The sequence below is a fragment of the Holdemania massiliensis AP2 genome (genome assembly GCF_000327285.1).
Lineage (GTDB): Bacteria > Bacillota_I > Bacilli_A > Erysipelotrichales > Erysipelotrichaceae > Holdemania > Holdemania massiliensis.
Genome location: NZ_HE998567.1, coordinates 416,558 through 435,951 on the forward strand (window position 1 = coordinate 416,558; position 19,394 = coordinate 435,951).

Sequence of the window (19,394 nt, forward strand, 5' to 3'; positions counted from 1 at the left end):
TCTAACGATGAGAGACAGCTTGGAAAGACTGCGGTGCTATGGCGATGTGGCGGAAAATGTTTCGATGTCGACGCTGACAACGCTGCGCATCGGCGGCAATGCCCGCGCCATTGTCTATCCCAAGACAATGCTGGCGCTGACGCAGGTGCTTCGCCTGCTGGCCAAGCAGGGGATTCCGTTTAAAATTTTCGGCAAGGGGAGCAATTTGCTATGCTCCGACAACGACTATGAGGGCGTGATCATAAAACTTGACCGCTATCATGATGATTTTTATTTTGACGGACAGACGGTTGTCGCTGAGGCGGGCTGTTCCATTATTGCTTTGTCGTATGAAGCGATGAAGCATTCGCTGTCCGGGCTGGAATTTGCCAGCGGCATTCCCGGAACAGTCGGCGGCGCTGCGTTTATGAACGCGGGCGCTTATAAAAGCTGCATGGCTGAGGTTGTCAGCGAAGTGTTTGTGCTGCGTGAGGGACGTTGCGAATGGCTGAGTCCGGGAGAGTGCGGTTTCAGCTATCGGACTTCGATTTTTCAAAGTCATCCCGACTGGGTGATTCTGGCGGTACGGTTTCATTTAACCACACAGGATCAGGCGGAAATCCGGGATCTGATGGATCGGCGGCGGCAGCGAAGGATGGAATCTCAGCCGCTGGATAAACCGAGTGCCGGCAGCGTGTTCCGCAATCCCAAGGATCGTCAGGCCTGGCAGATGATTGATGAGCTGGGCTATCGCGGCCATCGCGTCGGCGGGGTTTCCGTCAGTGAGAAGCACGTCAATTTTATCGTCAACGATCAACAGGGGAAGGCGCGGGATTTTATCGAACTGGTTGAAGAAATTCAGGATCAGGTACGCCGTAAGTATGGCGAGGAACTGATTCTGGAAGTGGAGAAGTTTAACTGGTGATGCGCAAGCCCGCTCCGGCATCTCCGGATAACAAGACCTCGGTCGATCTGTTGATTGAACAACGCAAGCGTCAGGCTCAGCAGAAAAACTTTCGCCGCCAGAAACGCCGGCTGTTCAAAGCAGCCATCGGCTGCGCGCTGATCGTCATGGGAACAGCGTATTATTTCAGCGATGCCGCGTTGGTCAAAACCGTCAGCGTTCAGGGCAACGTCAGCTTAAGCCGCAGCGATGTGCTGGAGCTGGCCGGGATCACGGCCCATTCACGCTGGCTGACGGTATTTACGCCGCAGGTAAAAAATGCACTGCAGCAATATCCGCTCATCGCCTCAGCCTCAGTGCGGCATGAGCGCGGCAATCAGATTGTGATTGAAATTGAAGAACGGGAGCCGGTTGGCTACCGCTACATCGAAGAACCTGAAATTTTATTGAAGGATGGCAGCATCGTTAAAATGGATGAGAGGATGATGGGGCTGATTGCCCGGATTCCGCTCATCGTCGGATTTCAAAGCGCGGAGCAAAGCGCGGATCTGGCGATGGCTTTCCGCAATGTATCGGCGGGGATGATCTCCTTAATTTCCGAGATTCAGCAGTTTGAGGTTTCTTATGACCCGAATATGATCCGTTTGATCATGCATGACGGCAACCAGTTTTTTTCCAGCTACTATTCGATGGACGTACTCAATGAGTACAACAGCATCGTTTCCAATCTCAACAAGGCTCAATCCTGCATCTATGTCGACGAGATGTCCAAGTCTGCCTATACCCAGCTGTGTCCGGGGGAAGTGGATCCCAACGCGCCGGCGGAAGGCGATTCAGATGAAAATTCTGACACAAACGGCGCAGAAAATGAGTAAAATTTGAAAAGTACAAATAGTTTGATATAATAAATAAAGCGAAGGAGGAATCGTTCATGTCTATAGAACGTGTAACCAGCTACGGCAACATCAACATCTCGCAGGAAGCGATCGCAACTTTAGCCGGAGGCGTCGTCAGCGAATGCTACGGCGTAGTCGGTATGGCTTCCCAGAAGTTAGTGAAGGATGGCTGGGCCGAATTATTAAAAAAAGAAAATTATTCCCGCGGGGTTGTCGTCAGAAAGACCGAAAAGGGAATGGAACTGGATCTATATATCGTCATCGGCTTCGGGGTTAAGGTTTCTGAAGTTGTCAGTGAAGTACAGAAGAAAGTGAAGTATGTCCTTGAGAAAACTCTGGAGCAGGATTTTGCAGCCGTCAATGTCTATGTGCAGGGTGTCCGGGTTATTGGTTAATCGGAGGGTATCATGAATAGAATTAACGGAACGGATTTTAAAGAAATGCTGCTCAGCGGAGCGGCTCATTTGAGCAACCGCCATGACGCGATCGACGCTCTGAACGTTTTCCCAGTCCCCGATGGTGATACGGGAACGAACATGTCGATGACGTTTACCTCCGGGGTCAAAGAAGCGATGCAGGCCTGTACCGATGATCTCAGTGTATTGGCGAAGACGTTGTCGAAGGGTCTGTTGATGGGCGCGCGGGGAAACTCCGGCGTCATTCTGTCGCAGATTTTCAGAGGCTTTTATCAGTCCATCGAAGGCAAGAGCGAACTGGCTCCCGCCGATCTGGCTGCGGCGTTTGTCAACGGCAGCAAGGTTGCCTATAAGGCGGTCATGCGGCCGGTAGAAGGAACGATTCTGACCGTGGTCCGGGAAGCGAGCGCGGCCGGGGATCAATACATGAAGGAACATCCGGAGGCGACGATCGAGGATGTGTTTAATTGTATTCTTGATGAATCGCGGATTTCTCTGGCCAACACGCCGGAGCTGCTTCCGGTCTTAAAGGAAGTCGGCGTCGTGGACAGCGGCGGAACGGGCTTGGTCGTCATTTTGGAAGGTTTCAAAGCGGCGATGGATGGCCGGCCGTTTGTCATGGAAGAAAAAGAAAGCACCACCGCCAAAGCGGCGATGGAATTGGAAAATGAAGAGTTCGGTTACTGCACTGAATTCATTCTGCGCTTAAGCGAACAGGGGCAGGTTACATTTACCGAAGAGAAGATGAAGAAGGCGCTGGCCCGCTTAGGCGAGTCCATCGTCGTCGTTCAGGATGAAGATTTAGTCAAGGTGCATGTGCATACACTGACTCCCGGCGACGCGTTGAACTACGCTCAGCGGTACGGTGAATTCGTCAAGCTGAAAATTGAAAATATGCAGGAACAGCACAACACGATCATGAATGAAACGCTGCCGCCCAAAGCCGAGGAACCGGTTCAGGAAAAGGATTATGCGCTGATCGCGGTGGCGGCTGGGGATGGCTTGAAAAAGCTGTTTGAGGAGTACCGTGTAGACGTCGTGATTTCCGGCGGACAGACGATGAATCCGTCCACTGAGGATTTTGTGGCGGCCATCAAACGGGTGAAAGCCAAGCATATCTTTATTTTGCCGAATAACTCGAATATCATCTTAGCTGCGCAGCAGGCTGCGGCGGTGATGGAAGATCAGGATATTCGTGTGCTGCAGACCAAATCCATTCCGCAGGGACTGTCGGCGTGCATTATGTTCAATCCGGAAGTTTCCGCTGATGAGAATGAAGCGGAAATGACAGCGGCGTTGGAGCATGTCAAAACCGGACAGATCACCTATGCGATCAAGGATACAACCTTTGACGGCATGGAAATTGTGGCGGGTGATTACATGGGCATTGCAGAGAAGTCAATCGTGATTTCAACACCGAACAAGATGGATGCTTGTCTGCGGTTATTGGATAACCTGATTGATGGGGATTCAGAGATTGTTACCGTGCTTGCCGGCGAAGATGCCAGCGAGGAAGAAACGGCGCAGATTGCCCGTTATATCGAAGATCAGTTCGGTGTGGAAACGGACATTCAAGCTGGCGGTCAGCCGGTCTATGCCTTTATTTTCGGTGTTGAATAAGCGTTGAAGCTGAAGCATAAAACGTAGGCAGCCATTGGGCTGCCTTTTGTCTAGCCGAAGCGCTTTTTCTAAACGGAAAGCGAAGGGCAGACGGTAGGAAAAAGTATCGCAAAGTTCCAATCTCAATGATACAATAAAAGCACCGTAAAAAAGACATAAAGGAGAATTTCAATGATACTGTCAGATAAAACATTAATCAAAATGCTGAACGACCATTCACTTGTAGTGACGGACTTAGAACCAGAACAAATCCAGCCCGCAAGTATTGATATTCGAATCGGAAACACGTTCTGCATCGTTGAGGATTCGCCTTCTGGAATCATTAATTTAGAGGATGAAATCCAATACAAGCAAATCACAGCTGAAAAATATACGCTGCTTCCCGGCCAATTTGTCTTGGCCACCACGATGGAGTATGTTGAATTGCCGGATGATCTTACCGCCTTTGTGGAAGGCCGCAGTTCATTAGGTCGCATGGGATTGTTTATCCAGAATGCCGGATGGGTAGATCCGGGCTTTAAAGGCGAAATTACGCTGGAATTATTTAATGCGAATCGCTGTGCAATTGAGTTATGCGCCGGCCGCCGGATCGGACAGTTGGTCTTTGCCCAGCTCGATGAAAAAGCCCTGAATCCTTACCGCGGGAAATATCAGGGCCAAAGAGGGGCCACGGGATCCAAAGTGTTTTTAGATTCAAAGAAGTGAAGGGCTTCCTCAATGATTAAATACAGATGTTCATCGCTTTTCGGCAGAATAACCAAAGGGAGGGTGTTATGAAATTTACACGAAGTCAGTTTTCCAAAACCTTTGGCATCAGTATGGAATCACTGCGGTATCTGGAAAAGAACGGCAGCATCCAGATCGCCCGCAACCAAGAAAATCAATATATGGAATACACGGAGGAACAGATCCCGATCATTTTGTCGATCAAGAAATTTCAGCAGGCCAAAATTCCGCTGGAAGAAATTCTGCCGCTGACGGGTCAGCAGGTTCCTGATCATATCGCTTTTTTGGATCGCTGCATTGGCGAGTTGAAGCAGCAGAAGGAACAGATTGAGGCTTCTTTAGGCTATCTGCAGTTTATTCAATCGGTGTATCAGGAAGAGATTCAGAAAGTAAATCAGCTGCAGTTAAAATGGGAAGGGGAATGCTTTTATCTGCGTTTTGATCCCAAGGGCCGGAATAACGCGTTAATCCGTGAGGCGATGCAGTATCTTCCGCATGTTGATCTGATGACGATTCTGGATCTGGATCAGCTTGATGAGGAACAGCCCAAAGTTCAGCTGGGATTGAATCTGCCGCTGTATATCGACAGCTGCAAGCCTCTGATTCAGGCTGTGGAACATTCCAATCAGCTGCATAAGACTGCGGATGGAACGTATCTTTATAAAGTGATATTCAAAACGAATATTCTAAAGATCTGCCGCTCGGACATTCAGGATATGCTCGATTATGCCGCGCAGCATCATTTCACCCTGCAGCAGGAAATTTTCGGCTTCGTGATGGGACCGGAAATCCGCAATCAGGAAAAAGGATATTATATCCGGTTGTACTGTCTGATTCAGAAGGACGCTGAATAAGTTATCCCTGAGAACAACCTAAAAAGAACGAAAGTTTGGGTCTGCCCCAAACTTTTTGCGTTAAGGGAAGTAAAAGAATGAAAAATTTATAAAAGAATGGGATAAAAATCACAAAATCACCCTCTTGACTCTGGGGCTGCCCCAAAAGCTAAGATAAGGCTATTAGAAAAGAGGGAAAATGATGAAACAGAAACAAATTTCACGCCGGGCCTTTTTGAAAGGAACGGCAGCTGGAGCCTTAGGCATCGCCGCGGCGGGGTTGTTGAGCGGCTGTGCGAATGAAAACGAACAAACCGCCGTACCGACGCCTGGATTGGATGATCAACCGCAGAGCACCTCAAGTGACTGGCTGGGCAGCGCCCCAGTGATTGATGAGAAACAGATTGTCGCGACCTACGATTGCGACGTCGTTGTCATTGGAGCGGGAACGGCAGGCTTATTTGCCGCCTGTGCCGCCGCTGAGGAAGGCGCCGATACAATCCTGGTTGAAAAATTCGGGGAAGAATATGGCGGTTCAGGAATTCGCGATACGCTGGCAGCGGTGAACTCCCGGCAGCAGATCGAAAACAACGACAATCCGGATCCGTTTGATGTGATGACGGAAATGGTTCGTCAGTCCAATGGTTATGGCGATCAGCGGCTGTATAAAGTCTGGGCAGAGCATTCCGGAGAAACGATTGACTGGTATGCGGATCTGCTTCAAGCCAACGGTCTGCGGCTGCGCCACGAGGTTGACAATCATACCGAGTCTGTCCGCTATCCGATTTATGATGTCGGTCATTCCCTGCAGATGAGCGATACGCAGGGGGCCGAAGGTGTCACGGCCAAAATATTAAAAGATTACGGCGTCGGTCTGGGACTGTCGATTCATTACAATACTGCACTGACATCCCTGGTTAAAGATGGTGAACAGGTCGTCGGCATGATCGCCGCTGTGGAAGGCGGATATGCCCGCTACAATGCGAAAAAAGGCGTCATTGTCTGTACCGGGGGCTACAGCCTGAACAAAGAGATGCTCAATGCCCTGCAGCCGGAAACCGTGAAAATGACGAATATCAATTATTCTTATCCAGGCAGCACCGGCGATGGCATCAAAGCCTGTCTGTGGGCAGGGGCGGCAATGGATGAAACCCATGCTGCGATGTTGTTTGACCGCGGCGCAATCAAACCGGATCAGGTTGGATGCGATGAACAGGGCGTGCTGTTCTGGATGGGATCGCAGCCGTTTTTGAAGGTGGATCTCAACGGCAACCGCTTCGCCAATGAAAGCGGCTGTTATGATCATATTCTGCATGATGCGTTTAATCTGCCGCAGATGACGTATGCGATGGTGTGGGACGCTAATTACATTCAGGATATGGAACGCTTTGATACCCATGGCTGCAGCCGGATGTTCCCGCATGCCAACGGAGCAGAATCCGTTTGGCCGCTGGAATTCAACGAAGCTGTATTTATGAGTCAGTATCGTGAACAGGGTATTGTTGTGTCCGCGGAAACGATTGAGGAACTGGCTGACAAGCTGGGCATTCCGCAGGAAAACTTAAAAGCTACAGTACAACGGTATAATGAGCTGGCGGATAAGCAAAAGGATGAGGACTTCGGTAAGGAACCGTTCCGTCTTTCCCATCTGCGTCAGGCACCGTTTGAAGGCGTCCGCATGAGCGGCGGCTACTTCATCTGTACGCTGGACGGGATTAAGATTGACGTCAATATGAATGCGATGACACCGCAGGGAAAACCGATCGAAGGTTTGTATGTGGCCGGGGATTGCTCAGGCGGCTACTTTGACGGCAGTTATCCGAATTTGTTGGCAGGCTGTGCCGCAGGCCGCTCAGTCACCTTTGGCCGTTTGGCGGGAAAACTGGCGGCGCACCGCGAAGGGTAAGCGATCATCCTCTGAAATAAGATCAGGAATCTGTTTCCGCGTTAAAACAGCGTGTGGAACGATTCCTTTTTTTGTTTGATATGGCGAACGGCTGCAAGCGATTCAAAAAAAATTAGAAGATAAGCAGCAGAGACGCGAGCATCCCGTCAATATGAACTTATTGGAAGCAGAATTGGCTTTTTTCCTTTCGCAGAAACAAGCTTTTTCAAGTTCGTTTGGCGCTGACTTGAAAAATAAGGTATAATAAAAATATTCCTGTTTGAAGGGAGGAAGAACGGATGGCGCTGACGCTGAAACAATTAAAAATGACTCCGAAGCGAACGGAGTTGTTAGAAAAAATGGGCCTGACGGACAGCGATGCAATTTTAATGTGCGTCCCGCTGCGTTATCAGTGCCGTGAGGTCGTTCCTTACGAACAATGGCAGGTGAAAAGCGAAGTGATTCTGGAAGGGCAGATCGTCCGTCCGGCGCGGTCCATGCGGATCCGCGGCGGCAAAACCATGACGAAATTCCAGCTGGAAAATGAAGACGATTGTTTTGAAATTACAATCTTTAACCGACCTTGGGCAAGCAATTTGTCCGTCGGCCAGCGGATCACGGTGATCGGCTATTATCAAGGCGCGGGCAAGATCACCGCGACAACCTATAACAGCCAGCCGCTTCAGGAACAGTTGGGCGTCACGCCGGTTTATCCGCTGAAAGAGGGCATGACCCAGAAAATGATGCAGGAAATCATCAGAAAAACATTCCTTACCGCCCAATCTCATATTGAAGAATTAGTTCCGCCCTCGCTGCAGAAGCAATATCGCCTGCTGCCCAAGAAAACCGCGCTGCGCTGTCTGCATTTTCCCCGTTCCATGGAGGAAGTCTATCAGGCGACGCGGACGCTGAAATATGAGGAATTTCTGAAATTCCATCTCGTGCTGGAGATGATTCATCGCCAGCAGACGGAAACGGTAACGAAGAAGGCGAAGCAGTTTGATGCGGAACAGGTCTACGCGCTGGCGAATCATCTCGCCTTTGCGATGACGCCGGATCAGTTTAAGGCTGTGCGGGATATCTTGGCTGACATGGGCAGTGACAAAATCATGTACCGGCTGATTCAGGGCGATGTGGGATGCGGCAAAACGTTGGTGGCTTCCCTGGCTCTGTATGCCTGCGTGCTCAGTGGTCATCAGGGGGCGATCATGGCGCCGACCGAAATTCTCGCTCGTCAGCATGCCGTTTCCTTGAAAAAGCTGTTTGCCGGACTGCCGATCAAAATCGACGTGCTCTGTTCGTCGCTGCCGGCGGCGAAAAAGAAAGAAGTGCTGCAGGCGATGAAGGACGGTACGCTGCATCTGGTTGCCGGAACGCATGCTTTATTTCAGAAGGAAGTTGAGTTTGCCAAGCTGGGATTGGTCGTTGCGGATGAACAGCACCGCTTCGGCGTGCAGCAGCGCAAGGCCTTAAAAGAAAAAGGCGAAAAGGTCGATTTCCTGTTGATGAGCGCGACGCCTATTCCGCGGACGCTGGCCGCGACTCTGTATGGGGATATGGACATTTCAACGATCATGACAATGCCGCCGGGACGCAAGCCGATCCAGACGCAGCTGATCGAGAAAAATACGCTCAGTCCGATCATGCCGCAGCTGCTGGAGCAGTTAGCACAGGGCGGTCAGATCTACATCGTGTGCAGCGCGATCGAAGAAAATGAAAATTTTGACGGTCGCAATGTTCTCGATATCTTTGAAAGCTTAAGCAAGGCATTTGCCGGCAAGGCTAAGCTCGGATTGATGCACGGACGGATGAGCAGTGAAGAAAAGGAACAGGCGATGCATGACTTTGAGGCCAACAAGACGCAGATTCTTGTTTCAACCACGGTCATCGAGGTCGGCGTCAACGTTGTCAACGCCTGCTGCATGGTGATTTACGACGCCCATCGGTTCGGACTTTCCCAGCTCCACCAGCTGCGCGGCCGGGTCGGACGGGGCAATCGGCAGGGCTATTGCTTTCTTCTGACTTCCAGCAAAGATCCGGAAAGTCTGGCGCGCTTGAAGATCATGGAACAGACGACGGATGGATTTGAGATTGCGATGAAGGATCTGGAGCAGCGTGGCCCGGGTGAACTTCTGGGAACTCGCCAAAGCGGTGTACCGGGGTTGATTTTGGGCGATTTAGTGGCGGATACGAAAATCATTCAAACCGCTCGGCAGGACGCGGCCAACATCTTAAACAACCCGGAGAATCCAGAGTATCAGCCGTTGTTAACTAAAATCCGGAAAGAAAATGAATCCGCTATTTCTTATATGGATTAATCACGATATAATAAAACAAGAGAATCAGAAAGGAAGAAAAAAATGAAAATATGCGAATGGCTTGAAGCACGAGGAATTCATTGCAAAGACAGCCGTCTGATCGAGCAGGCTTTTGTGCATTCCTCGTATGTCAATGAACATAAGCAGCTGAAACACGATAACGAACGTCTGGAATTTATGGGCGACGCGGTGCTGCAGCTGTGGGTATCGGATAAATTATTCCGGCTCGATCCGCCGTTGGATGAAGGCCGCATGACGACGTTTCGGGCGCAGTTGGTCTGTGAGGAAGCGCTGGCGATCTATGCTCGGCAGCTGCAGCTCAATTCGTTTTTAAAGCTGGGCGTGGGCGAAGAGAAAACCGGCGGCCGCGAGCGGGACTCCATCATCGCCGATATGTTTGAAGCGATGCTGGGCGCCTTGTATGAAGACGGCGGAATGGCGCCGATTGACAACATTCTGACGGAGGTGATCATGCCGCATTTGAGTCATCCGGAAGAACCGATTATCGTCGATTATAAAACCAAGCTGCAGGAATATGTTCAGTCGGATTCCCGCAAAACGGTAACCTATGAAGTTATTAATACAACCGGCCCGTCCAACAAGCCGGAGTTTGAAGTTCAGGTCAAGCTGGAAGGAATTATTCTGGGTACCGGCAAAGGCAACTCCAAAAAGAAGGCGGAGCAGAAAGCCGCTCAGAATGCTTTTGAAAAGATGGTGCTGTAAGGATGAAACAGGGATATTTCGGAACACTGCAGGACGGCCGTTCGGCCCAATGGCTGGAAATTGAAAATGAAAAACTCAGAGTGCGCGTCAGTGATTATGGCGCAACTCTGGTTTCGCTGTGGCTGAAAGACGCGCAGATTGACGCTGTTCTGGGATTTGATGAGGTCAGTGGCTATCAACAGTCGGTCAAATACATGGGCGCGATGATCGGCCGGGTGGCCAACCGCATTAAGGATGGTCAGTTTACGCTGAACGGTCAGGTTTATTCATTGTACCGCAACGATAAGGGCAATACGCTGCATGGCGGTCAGGAGGGCTTTGACGCAAAGCTGTGGACAGTCATCGAACAGCGCGAGGATACACTGACGCTGAGTTTGTGTTCACCGGCGGGGGAGGAAGGCTTTCCTGGAGAATTGACCGTGACGGTGACCTATGCGTTAGCCGGCTGTCGGCTGTCGATCACAACGCGGGCCGAAAGTACGGCAGATACGCCGGTCTCACTGACCAATCACGCCTATTTCACCCTCAGCGGTTCAACACTGTCGCTCAAAAACCATTGGATTCAGGTCGATGCCGATGAAATCGGACTGCTGGATCCCAACGGCTGTACGCGTCCGGAAACGATGGAGGTCGAAGGCACGGTCTTTGATCTGCGTGAACCCCAATGCATTATCGAGGTGCTGAAGCAGCATCACAGTCAGCTGGAAATTGCCGGGGGACTCGATCATAACTATGTCCTCAACGGGATCGGATTCCGGCCCGTTGCCAGTTTGCACAAAGGCGCGCTGACGATGCGGGTGCTGACGGATATGCCGGATATGCATGTCTACACGGCGAACTTCTTAAACAGTGACTGCGGCCGCGGTGGGGCACAGTATACGCCGCATTGCGCGGTTTGCTTTGAAACTCAGTATTATCCTAACAGCGTCAATGACCCATCCAAGATTTCCTGCATTCTGCATCCAGGTGAAACGATGGAGCATTGCACAGCGTTTGAATTTGATCAGGAGGAACAGGCATGAACAAGACAGAACTTAAAGCTTTGCTGAATCAGAACCGTTCGCGGCTTGGCAGTCTGTATGGCCAGACTCAGATCGAGCGGCAGATTGACCGGTACTCCCAGCTTATTGATGCCTATGAGGCAGCGTTCAACGATCAGGACTGCGCGCTGTTTTCTGCCCCGGGACGCACGGAGGTCGGCGGCAATCATACCGATCATCAGCACGGCCGGGTTTTGGCCGCCAGCGTCAATATGGATGCCGCTGCCGCCGCAGGCAGACGGGAAGGGGAAGTTGTTTTTCATTCGGAAGGCTTTGCGATCAAACCGGTTTCGTTGGATGATCTTTTTGTCCATCCAGAAGAAAAGAATACATCGGAAGCCCTGATCCGCGGTGTGTTGGCTGGATTCGTCCAGCGCGGTTATAAAATCGGCGGTTTCCAGGCGGTGTCCAACAGCACTGTGCTGAAAGGCTCAGGCATTTCTTCATCCGCGGCCTTTGAAGTGCTGATCGGAACGATTTTGTCACATTTATATAATGACGGTCAGGTTTCCGCCCAGGAGATTGCCAAGATCGGTCAGTATGCGGAGAACGTTTATTTCGGCAAGCCAAGCGGTCTGCTCGATCAGATGGCGTGTTCGGTCGGCAATTTCGTGACGATCGATTTCAAGGATCCGCAGAACGTTCTTGTCGAGCAGGTTGATTTTGATTTTAACCACAGTCAGATCGCGCTGTGTCTGGTCGATACGCGGCAGGATCATGCGGATCTGTCTGATGAATATGGCCTAATGCCGGCGGAAATGCGGCAGGTGGCGGCGTATTTTGGCTGCGAGGTGCTGCGGCAGGTGGATCCGGCCGATTTTTACCAGCATATTCAGGCGGTACGCGCACAGGTTCAAAATGATCGGGCCCTACTCAGGGCAATTCATTTCTTTGAGGAAGACGCGCGGGTTCCGTTGCAGGTACAGGCTTTGAAGGATCAGGATCTCAGCCGATTCTTTGAACTGGTTATCGAATCTGGTCATTCCAGCTTCATGTATCTGCAGAATGTAACCAGTCCAAGCGATATCCGTCATCAATCTCTGGCACTGGCGCTGGCCTTATCGGAAAAGGTGCTGAAAGGCCGCGGGGCATGGCGGGTTCATGGCGGCGGCTTGGCAGGAACGATTCAGGCGTTTGTGCCGCTGGATCTTTTGGACGCCTATCAGCAGGTGATGGACGATTGCTTCGGTGCCGGCAGCTGTCATGTTTTATCTATCCGTCCGGAAGGCGGAGTCCGATTGCTTTAGAAAGAACCGTTTGGTTCTTTTTCTTTTGTCAAGATAAATGAATTCCAAGTCAGACAATTTCGTTAAAATGATAATTGTGAATAATGAAATTAATTGAACTTGTTGAATTCAGGGATACTTCGCTATATACTTAAATTATGAAAGGGATTGCAGAAAGGATGAGAGAATATGGTTGATATTTTAGAAGCTCGTGTCCTGAACCCACAGATTACGCTGCTGAAATTAAAAGTAGAACGGATCGCTAAAAAGGTTCAGCCAGGACAGTTTGTGATTCTTCATCAGGACGAAAAAGCAGAAAGGATCCCGTTAACGATTGCCGATTCCGATCCGGAAGCGGGCACGATCACGGTCATCGTGCAGGCTGCCGGGGAATCAACGAAGCGTTTATGTGCGCTAAAGACGGGAGATCAGATCCGTGATGTGGTCGGTCCGTTAGGTCAGGCGACAGATTTTGAAGGAGCGCAGAATATCTGCGTCATCGGTGGCGGTGTCGGCTGTGCGATTGCTTACCCCAGTGCGAAAGCTTGTCATCAGCGGGGTGCGCATGTTGATCTGATCGCTGGCTTTAAGGATGAATCGCTGGTGATTCTGAAAGAGGAAATGGCGGCGATTGCCGATGAATTCACGCTGATCAGCGACGACGGCAGCACTGGAAAGCAAGGTTTTGTTACCGACGCGTTAAAAGAAAAATTAGATCAGGGAAAGAAATATGATCTGGTGATTGCGATTGGCCCGATCATCATGATGAAGATGGTCTGCAAGGTGACCGAAGCCGCCGGCATTAAAACATTGGTCAGTCTGAATCCGATCATGATTGATGGAACCGGAATGTGCGGAGGATGCCGGGTCACGGTGGGCGGCAAAGTAAAATTTGCCTGTGTTGACGGTCCGGATTTTGATGGTCATCAGGTTGATTTCGACGAGCTGATGCAGCGCAATCGAACCTATATGGAAGATCACCGCTGTCACCTTGAGGAGGTGAAATAAGATGCCGAATATGCAGAATGAAAAAACACCGATGCCGCTGCAGGAGGGCTTGGTGCGGATTACAAATTTTGATGAAGTTGCGCTAGGATATACCGAGGAACAGATGATGAATGAAGCAGAGCGTTGTCTGCATTGCGTCAATCATCCATGTACCGCGGGCTGCCCGGTTTCGGTCATGATTCCCGATTTTATCAAAGCTTTAAAGACAGGGAATATTGATGAAGCTTACGGTGTGATTACCAAGACTAATAGCTTCCCGTCGATCTGCGGCCGTGTCTGCCCGCAGGAAAACCAATGTGAAAAGAACTGCGTTCGGGCTATCCGCGGAGAAGCGGTGGCGATTGGCCGGCTGGAACGATATGTCGCAGATCATCATACCCCAAGCGTACCGGAAAAGCCGCAGGCCAATGGAATAAAAGTGGCGGTTGTCGGTTCCGGTCCGGCGGGTTTGGCATGCGCCGCGGATCTGGCCAAGGAAGGCTTTGCGGTTACGATTTATGAAGCGCTGCATGAAGCCGGCGGCGTTCTGCGTTATGGGATTCCGGAATTCCGTCTGCCGAAGCGGATCGTTGACGAACAGCTCGACCAGCTCAAGCAGTTGGGCGTGACGATTGAAACCAATGTGATCGTCGGCAAGACCTTGACGATGCAGGAGTTAGAAGAGGATGGTTTCCAGGCCGTCTTCATCGGCAGCGGCGCGGGTCTGCCAAAGTTCATGGGGATTCCGGGCGAAACTGCCGCTGGGGTATTCAGTGCCAACGAAGTGCTGACGCGCGTCAATTTGATGAAGGCCTATCGTGAGGATCATCTGACGCCGTATTATCAAAGCAATCATACGATTGTCGTCGGTGGCGGTAATGTCGCAATGGATGCGGCTCGCTGCGCCCGTCGTTTAGGCAAGAAGGTAACCGTGGTTTATCGTCGGTCACTGGCGGAAATGCCGGCCCGGAAAGAAGAAGTCGAACATGCGATGGATGAAGACATCACCTTCATGACACTGCATAATCCAGTTGAAATTTACAAGGATGAAAAAGGCTTTGTGAAAGGCGTGAAGCTGGAAAAGATGGAACTGGGCGAGCCGGATGAACGCGGACGCCGCTCACCGGTGCCGACCGGGGAAATGATGGATTTAGTCTGCGACTGCGTGATCATGGCGTTAGGAACCTCCAGCAATCCGCTGCTGGTTCGCAGTGAACCGCGCTTGCAGACAAATCCGCGGGGCTGTCTGATCGTGGATGAACAACAGGAAACGACGATGAAAAACGTCTATGCCGGCGGTGATGCGGTCAGCGGCGCGGCAACGGTTATTCTGGCGCTGGGTGCTGGCAAGCGGGCAGCCGCTTCGATCATCAAAGCCCTGACCCCAAACAAAGCATAAATAAATGATCTTGCTGCGTTGGATTATCCAAACGCAGCTTTTCTTGTTGCAGGATAAAGGAAAATGGAGAAGAATTCATGCAGAACATCAAAGCAGTTCTATTTGATTTTGATTACACACTTGGGGATTCGAGCTCAGGAATTGTCATCAGCGTCAATTACGCCTTAAATAAGTTGGCTTACCCTCCTGCAGAACCGCAAGTGGTTTGTTCTACTATCGGTTTATCTCTGCCGGAGACTTTTCTGTGCCTAACAGGCTGTCATGACCCCTTGAAAACCGCAGCATTTGCCCAATTTTTTAAAGAAAAGGCAGATGAGGTGATGGTCGCGCATACAAATCTTTATCCAGGGGTACAGAATTTACTTGTTTCATTACGATCACGACAGATTTGTATCGGGATTGTCTCAACAAAATATCATTATCGAATCAATCAAATTTTAAGTCATAATCAGATTTCCAAGCTCTTTGATGGAATCGTAGGTGCTGAGGATGTTGTCAATCCCAAGCCAGATCCGCAAGGTGTGCTGAAGATGATGGAACAGTTCGCAAGTACACCGTCAAAAACACTGTATGTTGGCGATAGCCTAGTGGATGCGCTAACGGCCCAGAATGCTCAGACTTTGTTTGCAGCGGTATTATCAGGCGCGACTTCCGCCGAAGCATTTCAAGTTTTTCATCCCCTCGCTGTAATGTCGAATTTATCTGAAATTTTAACATTGCTGGATTAAAGAAAAGTGCAAAAATCCAGAACTTGAGCGCGGAATCGAAGCTTTGAGATGATCAAAGAAAAAGGCCGCTGACATTCTTTGATCAGAACGCAGCAGCCAATTTTGAATAAAATAAGAGTTCGCTTCATTCACTCTGCGGTTTGAAATGCAGTGTGACCCGCAGCACTTCACTGTCTGTTCCCAAGCGAAACGGCAGGCCCCATGTACCGGTTCCGCTGGTGACGAAAGCCTGCGGTGAAGTATCACAATGACCAACAACACAGGGATAGGCTATTCTGACAGCTAGGGAAAACGGGACAACCTGCCCAGCATGCGTATGGCCTGACAATTGCAGTAGCACAGCCGGGTTTTTCTCTTTCAGCTTCGGCTGATGATCTAAAACAATCCAGTCCTCTTTTGAATTGCCAATCAGTTCATCAAGAGATTGACGCGGCTGAGATCGATCCTGCCGCAGCAGCAGCTTGAGATGCTCGCCGAGGCTTATGCTCTGATCGCGCAGCAGCTGAATGCGGCTGGCTTGGAGCTGCTGGAAATAAGCTTCATGAAAACGCTGATGGTATTCATGATTACCGGCAATCATATAAATTGTTTTTAGTTGGGACTGGTTGATTTTGTCAATGAACTGCTGCAGCTGGGAGGGTGTTGTGTATTCATCAAATAAATCCCCTAATATCAGCACGGGCTGATCCGGCGTTTCCTCTAAGATCCGGATCAGTGAATCAATCTGCTTTCCTTGAATCGCGGTGCCTAAATGCAGATCAGAGATCACTGTGAAATGCAGATCATCATGGTTAAACTGTGAGGTTAATGTCAGCTGTGTTTCATGGACGACAAGGGTACGGGCCTGCTGCCAGCCGATCAGTCCCACGCCCGCGCTTAAAAGGGCGCTGCAGAGCAGCCAGCCGAGTACCCAGACAGTTTTTCCGCTGCACCAGCGCTGGACTAATACCAGAATCAATGTGGAGATCACAAGCATAATCAGGCAGGCCAGCGCCAGTATTTGAACCAACTCCGTTGAGCCTAAGGGCAGCGGCATAAATCGGGCGATAAGGACAAAAAAGGCCAAACAATCGAAAATCTGAATCTGTCTGCGGATCTTTTCTGAAACTCGGCAGCGCTGCAGCACCCGCTGCTGCAGCACCAAGCCCGCCAGAATTCCGATTAAAACCAAGATTAAAATGAATTTGAGCAGCATGTTATCACTTCCTATGAATTAGGATACCAAAGAAAATGAAAAATCTTCGGCAGAAAAATGAAAGAATTTTAAAAAGTTTGTGGATTGCAGGAAAAGAAACGAAATGGAAAGAAATTTCTCTTTTGAAAAATGTTTCATGATGAAATTGAAAAAAGATCATCAAGAAGTCAAGGAAACCCGGGAAAAGACTTTAAAAGCCAGGCATTTTTTTCTATAATGAAGATCAGAATTGGAGTTGAAATCATGAAAATACTCGATTTGCGCAGTGATACGGTGACCCAGCCGACACCGCAGATGCGCGAAGCGATCGCCAATGCGGTCGTCGGCGACGATGTGTATGGCGATGATCCGACGATCAACGAGCTGGAACATCAGGCAGCACAGCGGCTGGGCAAGGAAGCGGCACTGTTTGTTTCCAGCGGGACGATGGGCAATCTGCTCGGCGTTCAATCTCAGACCCAGCGTGGCGATGAAGTGATCCTAGGGGCGCGCAGCCATATTATTACGCATGAAGTCGGTCATCTCGCTCAGATCTGTCAATGCATGGGACGGACGATTGACAATGCCGATGATCGGATTTATCCGGAAGACATTCGCAAGGCGCTCCGCCCCGATGACATCCACGAACCGCCGACCACGTTGGTATGTCTGGAAAATGCGTTGTCCAACGGCACAGTTGTGCCGCTTGCGCTTATGCAGCAGGATTATGCAGAGGCAAAAGCGGCCGGATTGAACGTCCATCTTGATGGCGCACGGCTGTTTAATGCCGCAGTGGCCTTAGGCGTTGACGTGAAAGCGTTGGCGGACTGTGCGGATTCAGTCACATTCTGTCTGTCGAAAGGCTTATGCGCGCCGGTCGGTTCGATGCTGTGCGGAAGTCGGGATATGATCGCCCGTGCGCGGCGCAACCGCAAACGGATCGGCGGTGGCTTGCGGCAGGCCGGTTTTCTGGCGGCGGCGGGATTGATTGCCATGAATGAGATGAGCCTGCGTTTGGATGAGGATCATGCCAATGCCAAAGCCTTAGCGCAGAAGCTTGAAGCGCTGGAAGGCGTGGAGGTTGCTCAGGATCAGCTGGATATCAACATGATCTTTTTCAGGCTAACGAATTTGGCGGATTCATCGCGGTTTGTCAAAGCGCTGAAAGAGCAGGGAATTTTGATTAACGATGCGGATCACGGTATTTATCGGCTGGTGACGCATTGGGGCATTGAAGCCGCGGATTTGCCGCGGATTGCGGCAGCGATTGAACGCTGCAGAAAGGAAATGTAATGGATTATAAAACACGCAGAACCCGGGTCATGGAAGCGATGCCGCAGGGTTCGCTAGCTTTGTTTTTTTCCGGAAAAGCTCCGGTGCGCTCTTTGGATGAAGCGTATCCGTTTTCAGTGAACCGGAATTTCTACTATCTGACGGGTTTGGATCGTGAAGCGATGACCTTGGCGCTGATTAAAAACGGGGATCACGTGCAGTCCGTGCTGTTTATCGAACCGTTTGATCCGCTGCAGGCCCGCTGGGTCGGCGGCCGGATGAAGCCGGAGGAAGCCCAGCAGCAGGCGGATGTCGATGCGGTCTATCCTAAAGATGAGATGCTGGATTTCATTCATCGTCAGATGAAGCTGAACCGCGGCAACCGGCGGATGAGCGTCGGTCTGGATCTGGCCAAGGAAAGCTGGGAAGAGCCGGATGATGCCGCTCATCAGTTTGCCGGTCATATCCGGCAGCATTATCCAAGCGTGGATTTGGTCAATCTGCATGCGGCTTTAGCGCAGTTAAGAATGATCAAGGATGAGGATGAACTGAATTTGATGCGTCAGGCACAGGAAGCGACAATCACTGCAGTGAAGGTGATGATGCGGCATTGCGCCCCGGGCATCAATGAAACAGAACTGGAAGGTGTTTTCGATTTTGCATTAATGAAGCAAGGCGTGCGCGAACATGCGTTTCCGACGATTTGTGCTTCCGGCGCGAATGCAACGATCCTGCATTACAGCCGCAACAACGAGCTGATCGAAGACGGAGATCTTGTTCTGTGCGATCTGGGCGGGGCAATCGGTCATTATTGTGCCGATATCACGCGAACCTATCCTGCAAACGGCCGCTTCACCCAGCGGCAGAAACAGATTTACGATATCGTGCTGGAAGGTCAGCGGCGGGTGATCGCTGCGATTCGGCCAGGCCGCACGCTGCGGCAACTCAATCAGGTGCTGGTCGACTTTTATGGCGAACAGCTTGCGGCGATCGGCTTATTGGAGCAGGGCATGACTGTGCGCGATTATTACTTCCACAGCGTATCGCATCATCTGGGACTCGATACTCACGATGTCAATATTGCGAATCTGCCGTTAGCGGCCGGCATGGTGATTACGGTTGAGCCGGGGCTGTATCTGGAAGCAGAAGGTATCGGCATCCGCATCGAGGACGACATTCTGGTAAGCGAAACCGGGGCTGTGAATCTCAGCGAAAAGCTGCCGCACACAACCGAAGAAATTGAAACGTTCATGAATAAGGGGGAATAA

At 50.6% G+C, this 19,394-nt stretch carries 17 protein-coding genes; 16 read left to right on the forward strand and 1 reads right to left on the reverse strand.

Annotated elements, in window-relative coordinates:
- The first annotated feature begins 7 nt into the window (after positions 1–7).
- From murB to BN162_RS02060, 14 genes are all read left to right on the forward strand, one after another.
- On the forward strand, positions 8–904 hold the full coding sequence (gene murB / locus BN162_RS01995; protein ID WP_020223384.1) for a UDP-N-acetylmuramate dehydrogenase: 897 nt from the start codon (positions 8–10) through the stop codon (positions 902–904).
- Positions 904–1,758: a cell division protein FtsQ/DivIB gene (locus tag BN162_RS02000; RefSeq protein WP_020223385.1), complete on the forward strand. Its 855-nt coding sequence runs from the start codon at positions 904–906 to the stop codon at positions 1,756–1,758. The genes murB and BN162_RS02000 overlap by 1 nt, the downstream gene beginning before the upstream one ends.
- Positions 1,759–1,814: 56 nt before the next feature.
- A complete protein-coding gene (locus tag BN162_RS02005) occupies positions 1,815–2,174 on the forward strand; it encodes an Asp23/Gls24 family envelope stress response protein (RefSeq protein WP_020223386.1) in 360 nt (119 codons plus the stop codon).
- Positions 2,175–2,186: 12 nt separating this feature from the next.
- Positions 2,187–3,815, forward strand: a complete 1,629-nt coding sequence (locus tag BN162_RS02010) for a DAK2 domain-containing protein (protein ID WP_020223387.1) — start codon at positions 2,187–2,189, stop codon at positions 3,813–3,815.
- 171 nt (positions 3,816–3,986) lie between these two features.
- Complete coding sequence (dcd, locus tag BN162_RS02015) at positions 3,987–4,520, forward strand: dCTP deaminase (protein ID WP_020223388.1); 534 nt, start codon at positions 3,987–3,989, stop codon at positions 4,518–4,520.
- 68 nt (positions 4,521–4,588) lie between these two features.
- Positions 4,589–5,395 (forward strand): MerR family transcriptional regulator, encoded by an 807-nt coding sequence (locus BN162_RS02020; protein WP_020223389.1) that lies wholly within the window; start codon positions 4,589–4,591, stop codon positions 5,393–5,395.
- A 181-nt stretch (positions 5,396–5,576) separates the two neighbouring features.
- Positions 5,577–7,280, forward strand: a complete 1,704-nt coding sequence (locus tag BN162_RS02025; RefSeq protein ID WP_020223390.1) for an FAD-dependent oxidoreductase — start codon at positions 5,577–5,579, stop codon at positions 7,278–7,280.
- Between the two features lie 278 nt (positions 7,281–7,558).
- The gene (gene recG / locus BN162_RS02030) at positions 7,559–9,577 is read left to right on the forward strand and encodes an ATP-dependent DNA helicase RecG (protein WP_020223391.1); all 2,019 of its coding nucleotides are present in this window, start codon (positions 7,559–7,561) and stop codon (positions 9,575–9,577) included.
- Positions 9,578–9,619: 42 nt separating this feature from the next.
- Positions 9,620–10,300 carry a ribonuclease III gene (gene rnc / locus BN162_RS02035; RefSeq protein ID WP_020223392.1) on the forward strand — a complete coding sequence of 227 codons (681 nt, stop codon included), beginning with the start codon at positions 9,620–9,622 and terminating at the stop codon, positions 10,298–10,300.
- A 2-nt stretch (positions 10,301–10,302) separates the two neighbouring features.
- Positions 10,303–11,322 (forward strand): aldose epimerase family protein, encoded by a 1,020-nt coding sequence (locus BN162_RS02040; protein WP_020223393.1) that lies wholly within the window; start codon positions 10,303–10,305, stop codon positions 11,320–11,322.
- Positions 11,319–12,587, forward strand: coding sequence for a galactokinase (locus tag BN162_RS02045; protein WP_020223394.1), 1,269 nt, complete (start codon positions 11,319–11,321; stop codon positions 12,585–12,587). Before BN162_RS02040 ends, BN162_RS02045 begins: the two co-directional genes overlap by 4 nt.
- Positions 12,588–12,755: 168 nt before the next feature.
- Entirely contained in the window at positions 12,756–13,574 is an 819-nt protein-coding gene (locus tag BN162_RS02050; protein ID WP_020223395.1) for a sulfide/dihydroorotate dehydrogenase-like FAD/NAD-binding protein, read from the forward strand.
- 1 nt (position 13,575) lies between these two features.
- The gene (gene gltA, locus BN162_RS02055) at positions 13,576–14,952 is read left to right on the forward strand and encodes an NADPH-dependent glutamate synthase (RefSeq protein ID WP_020223396.1); all 1,377 of its coding nucleotides are present in this window, start codon (positions 13,576–13,578) and stop codon (positions 14,950–14,952) included.
- Between the two features lie 77 nt (positions 14,953–15,029).
- The gene (locus tag BN162_RS02060; RefSeq protein ID WP_020223397.1) at positions 15,030–15,680 is read left to right on the forward strand and encodes an HAD family hydrolase; all 651 of its coding nucleotides are present in this window, start codon (positions 15,030–15,032) and stop codon (positions 15,678–15,680) included.
- Positions 15,681–15,804: 124 nt separating this feature from the next.
- On the opposite strand, the gene BN162_RS02065 is transcribed toward BN162_RS02060, so the two are convergent.
- Positions 15,805–16,875 carry a metallophosphoesterase gene (locus BN162_RS02065; protein ID WP_020223399.1) on the reverse strand — a complete coding sequence of 357 codons (1,071 nt, stop codon included), beginning with the start codon at positions 16,873–16,875 and terminating at the stop codon, positions 15,805–15,807.
- Positions 16,876–17,118: 243 nt separating this feature from the next.
- Between BN162_RS02065 and ltaE the strand changes: the two genes are divergently transcribed.
- Positions 17,119–18,147 (forward strand): low-specificity L-threonine aldolase, encoded by a 1,029-nt coding sequence (gene ltaE, locus BN162_RS02070; protein ID WP_040451333.1) that lies wholly within the window; start codon positions 17,119–17,121, stop codon positions 18,145–18,147.
- The gene (locus BN162_RS02075) at positions 18,147–19,394 is read left to right on the forward strand and encodes an aminopeptidase P N-terminal domain-containing protein (protein WP_020223402.1); all 1,248 of its coding nucleotides are present in this window, start codon (positions 18,147–18,149) and stop codon (positions 19,392–19,394) included. The genes ltaE and BN162_RS02075 overlap by 1 nt, the downstream gene beginning before the upstream one ends.

Bases quoted from the DNA above. Each gene is read 5' to 3' on its own strand.
- BN162_RS02045 (WP_020223394.1), top strand. From the start codon at position 11,319: ATGAACAAGACAGAACTTAAAGCTTTGCTGAATCAGAACCGTTCGCGG.
- BN162_RS02060 (WP_020223397.1), top strand. From the start codon at position 15,030: ATGCAGAACATCAAAGCAGTTCTATTTGATTTTGATTACACACTTGGG.
- BN162_RS02000 (WP_020223385.1), top strand. From the start codon at position 904: ATGCGCAAGCCCGCTCCGGCATCTCCGGATAACAAGACCTCGGTCGAT.
- dcd (WP_020223388.1), top strand. From the start codon at position 3,987: ATGATACTGTCAGATAAAACATTAATCAAAATGCTGAACGACCATTCA.
- recG (WP_020223391.1), top strand. From the start codon at position 7,559: ATGGCGCTGACGCTGAAACAATTAAAAATGACTCCGAAGCGAACGGAG.
- murB (WP_020223384.1), top strand. From the start codon at position 8: ATGAGAGACAGCTTGGAAAGACTGCGGTGCTATGGCGATGTGGCGGAA.
- BN162_RS02010 (WP_020223387.1), top strand. From the start codon at position 2,187: ATGAATAGAATTAACGGAACGGATTTTAAAGAAATGCTGCTCAGCGGA.
- BN162_RS02040 (WP_020223393.1), top strand. From the start codon at position 10,303: ATGAAACAGGGATATTTCGGAACACTGCAGGACGGCCGTTCGGCCCAA.
- BN162_RS02005 (WP_020223386.1), top strand. From the start codon at position 1,815: ATGTCTATAGAACGTGTAACCAGCTACGGCAACATCAACATCTCGCAG.
- BN162_RS02050 (WP_020223395.1), top strand. From the start codon at position 12,756: ATGGTTGATATTTTAGAAGCTCGTGTCCTGAACCCACAGATTACGCTG.
- rnc (WP_020223392.1), top strand. From the start codon at position 9,620: ATGAAAATATGCGAATGGCTTGAAGCACGAGGAATTCATTGCAAAGAC.
- BN162_RS02025 (WP_020223390.1), top strand. From the start codon at position 5,577: ATGAAACAGAAACAAATTTCACGCCGGGCCTTTTTGAAAGGAACGGCA.
- BN162_RS02065 (WP_020223399.1), bottom strand. From the start codon at position 16,875: ATGCTGCTCAAATTCATTTTAATCTTGGTTTTAATCGGAATTCTGGCG.
- BN162_RS02075 (WP_020223402.1), top strand. From the start codon at position 18,147: ATGGATTATAAAACACGCAGAACCCGGGTCATGGAAGCGATGCCGCAG.
- ltaE (WP_040451333.1), top strand. From the start codon at position 17,119: ATGAAAATACTCGATTTGCGCAGTGATACGGTGACCCAGCCGACACCG.
- BN162_RS02020 (WP_020223389.1), top strand. From the start codon at position 4,589: ATGAAATTTACACGAAGTCAGTTTTCCAAAACCTTTGGCATCAGTATG.
- gltA (WP_020223396.1), top strand. From the start codon at position 13,576: ATGCCGAATATGCAGAATGAAAAAACACCGATGCCGCTGCAGGAGGGC.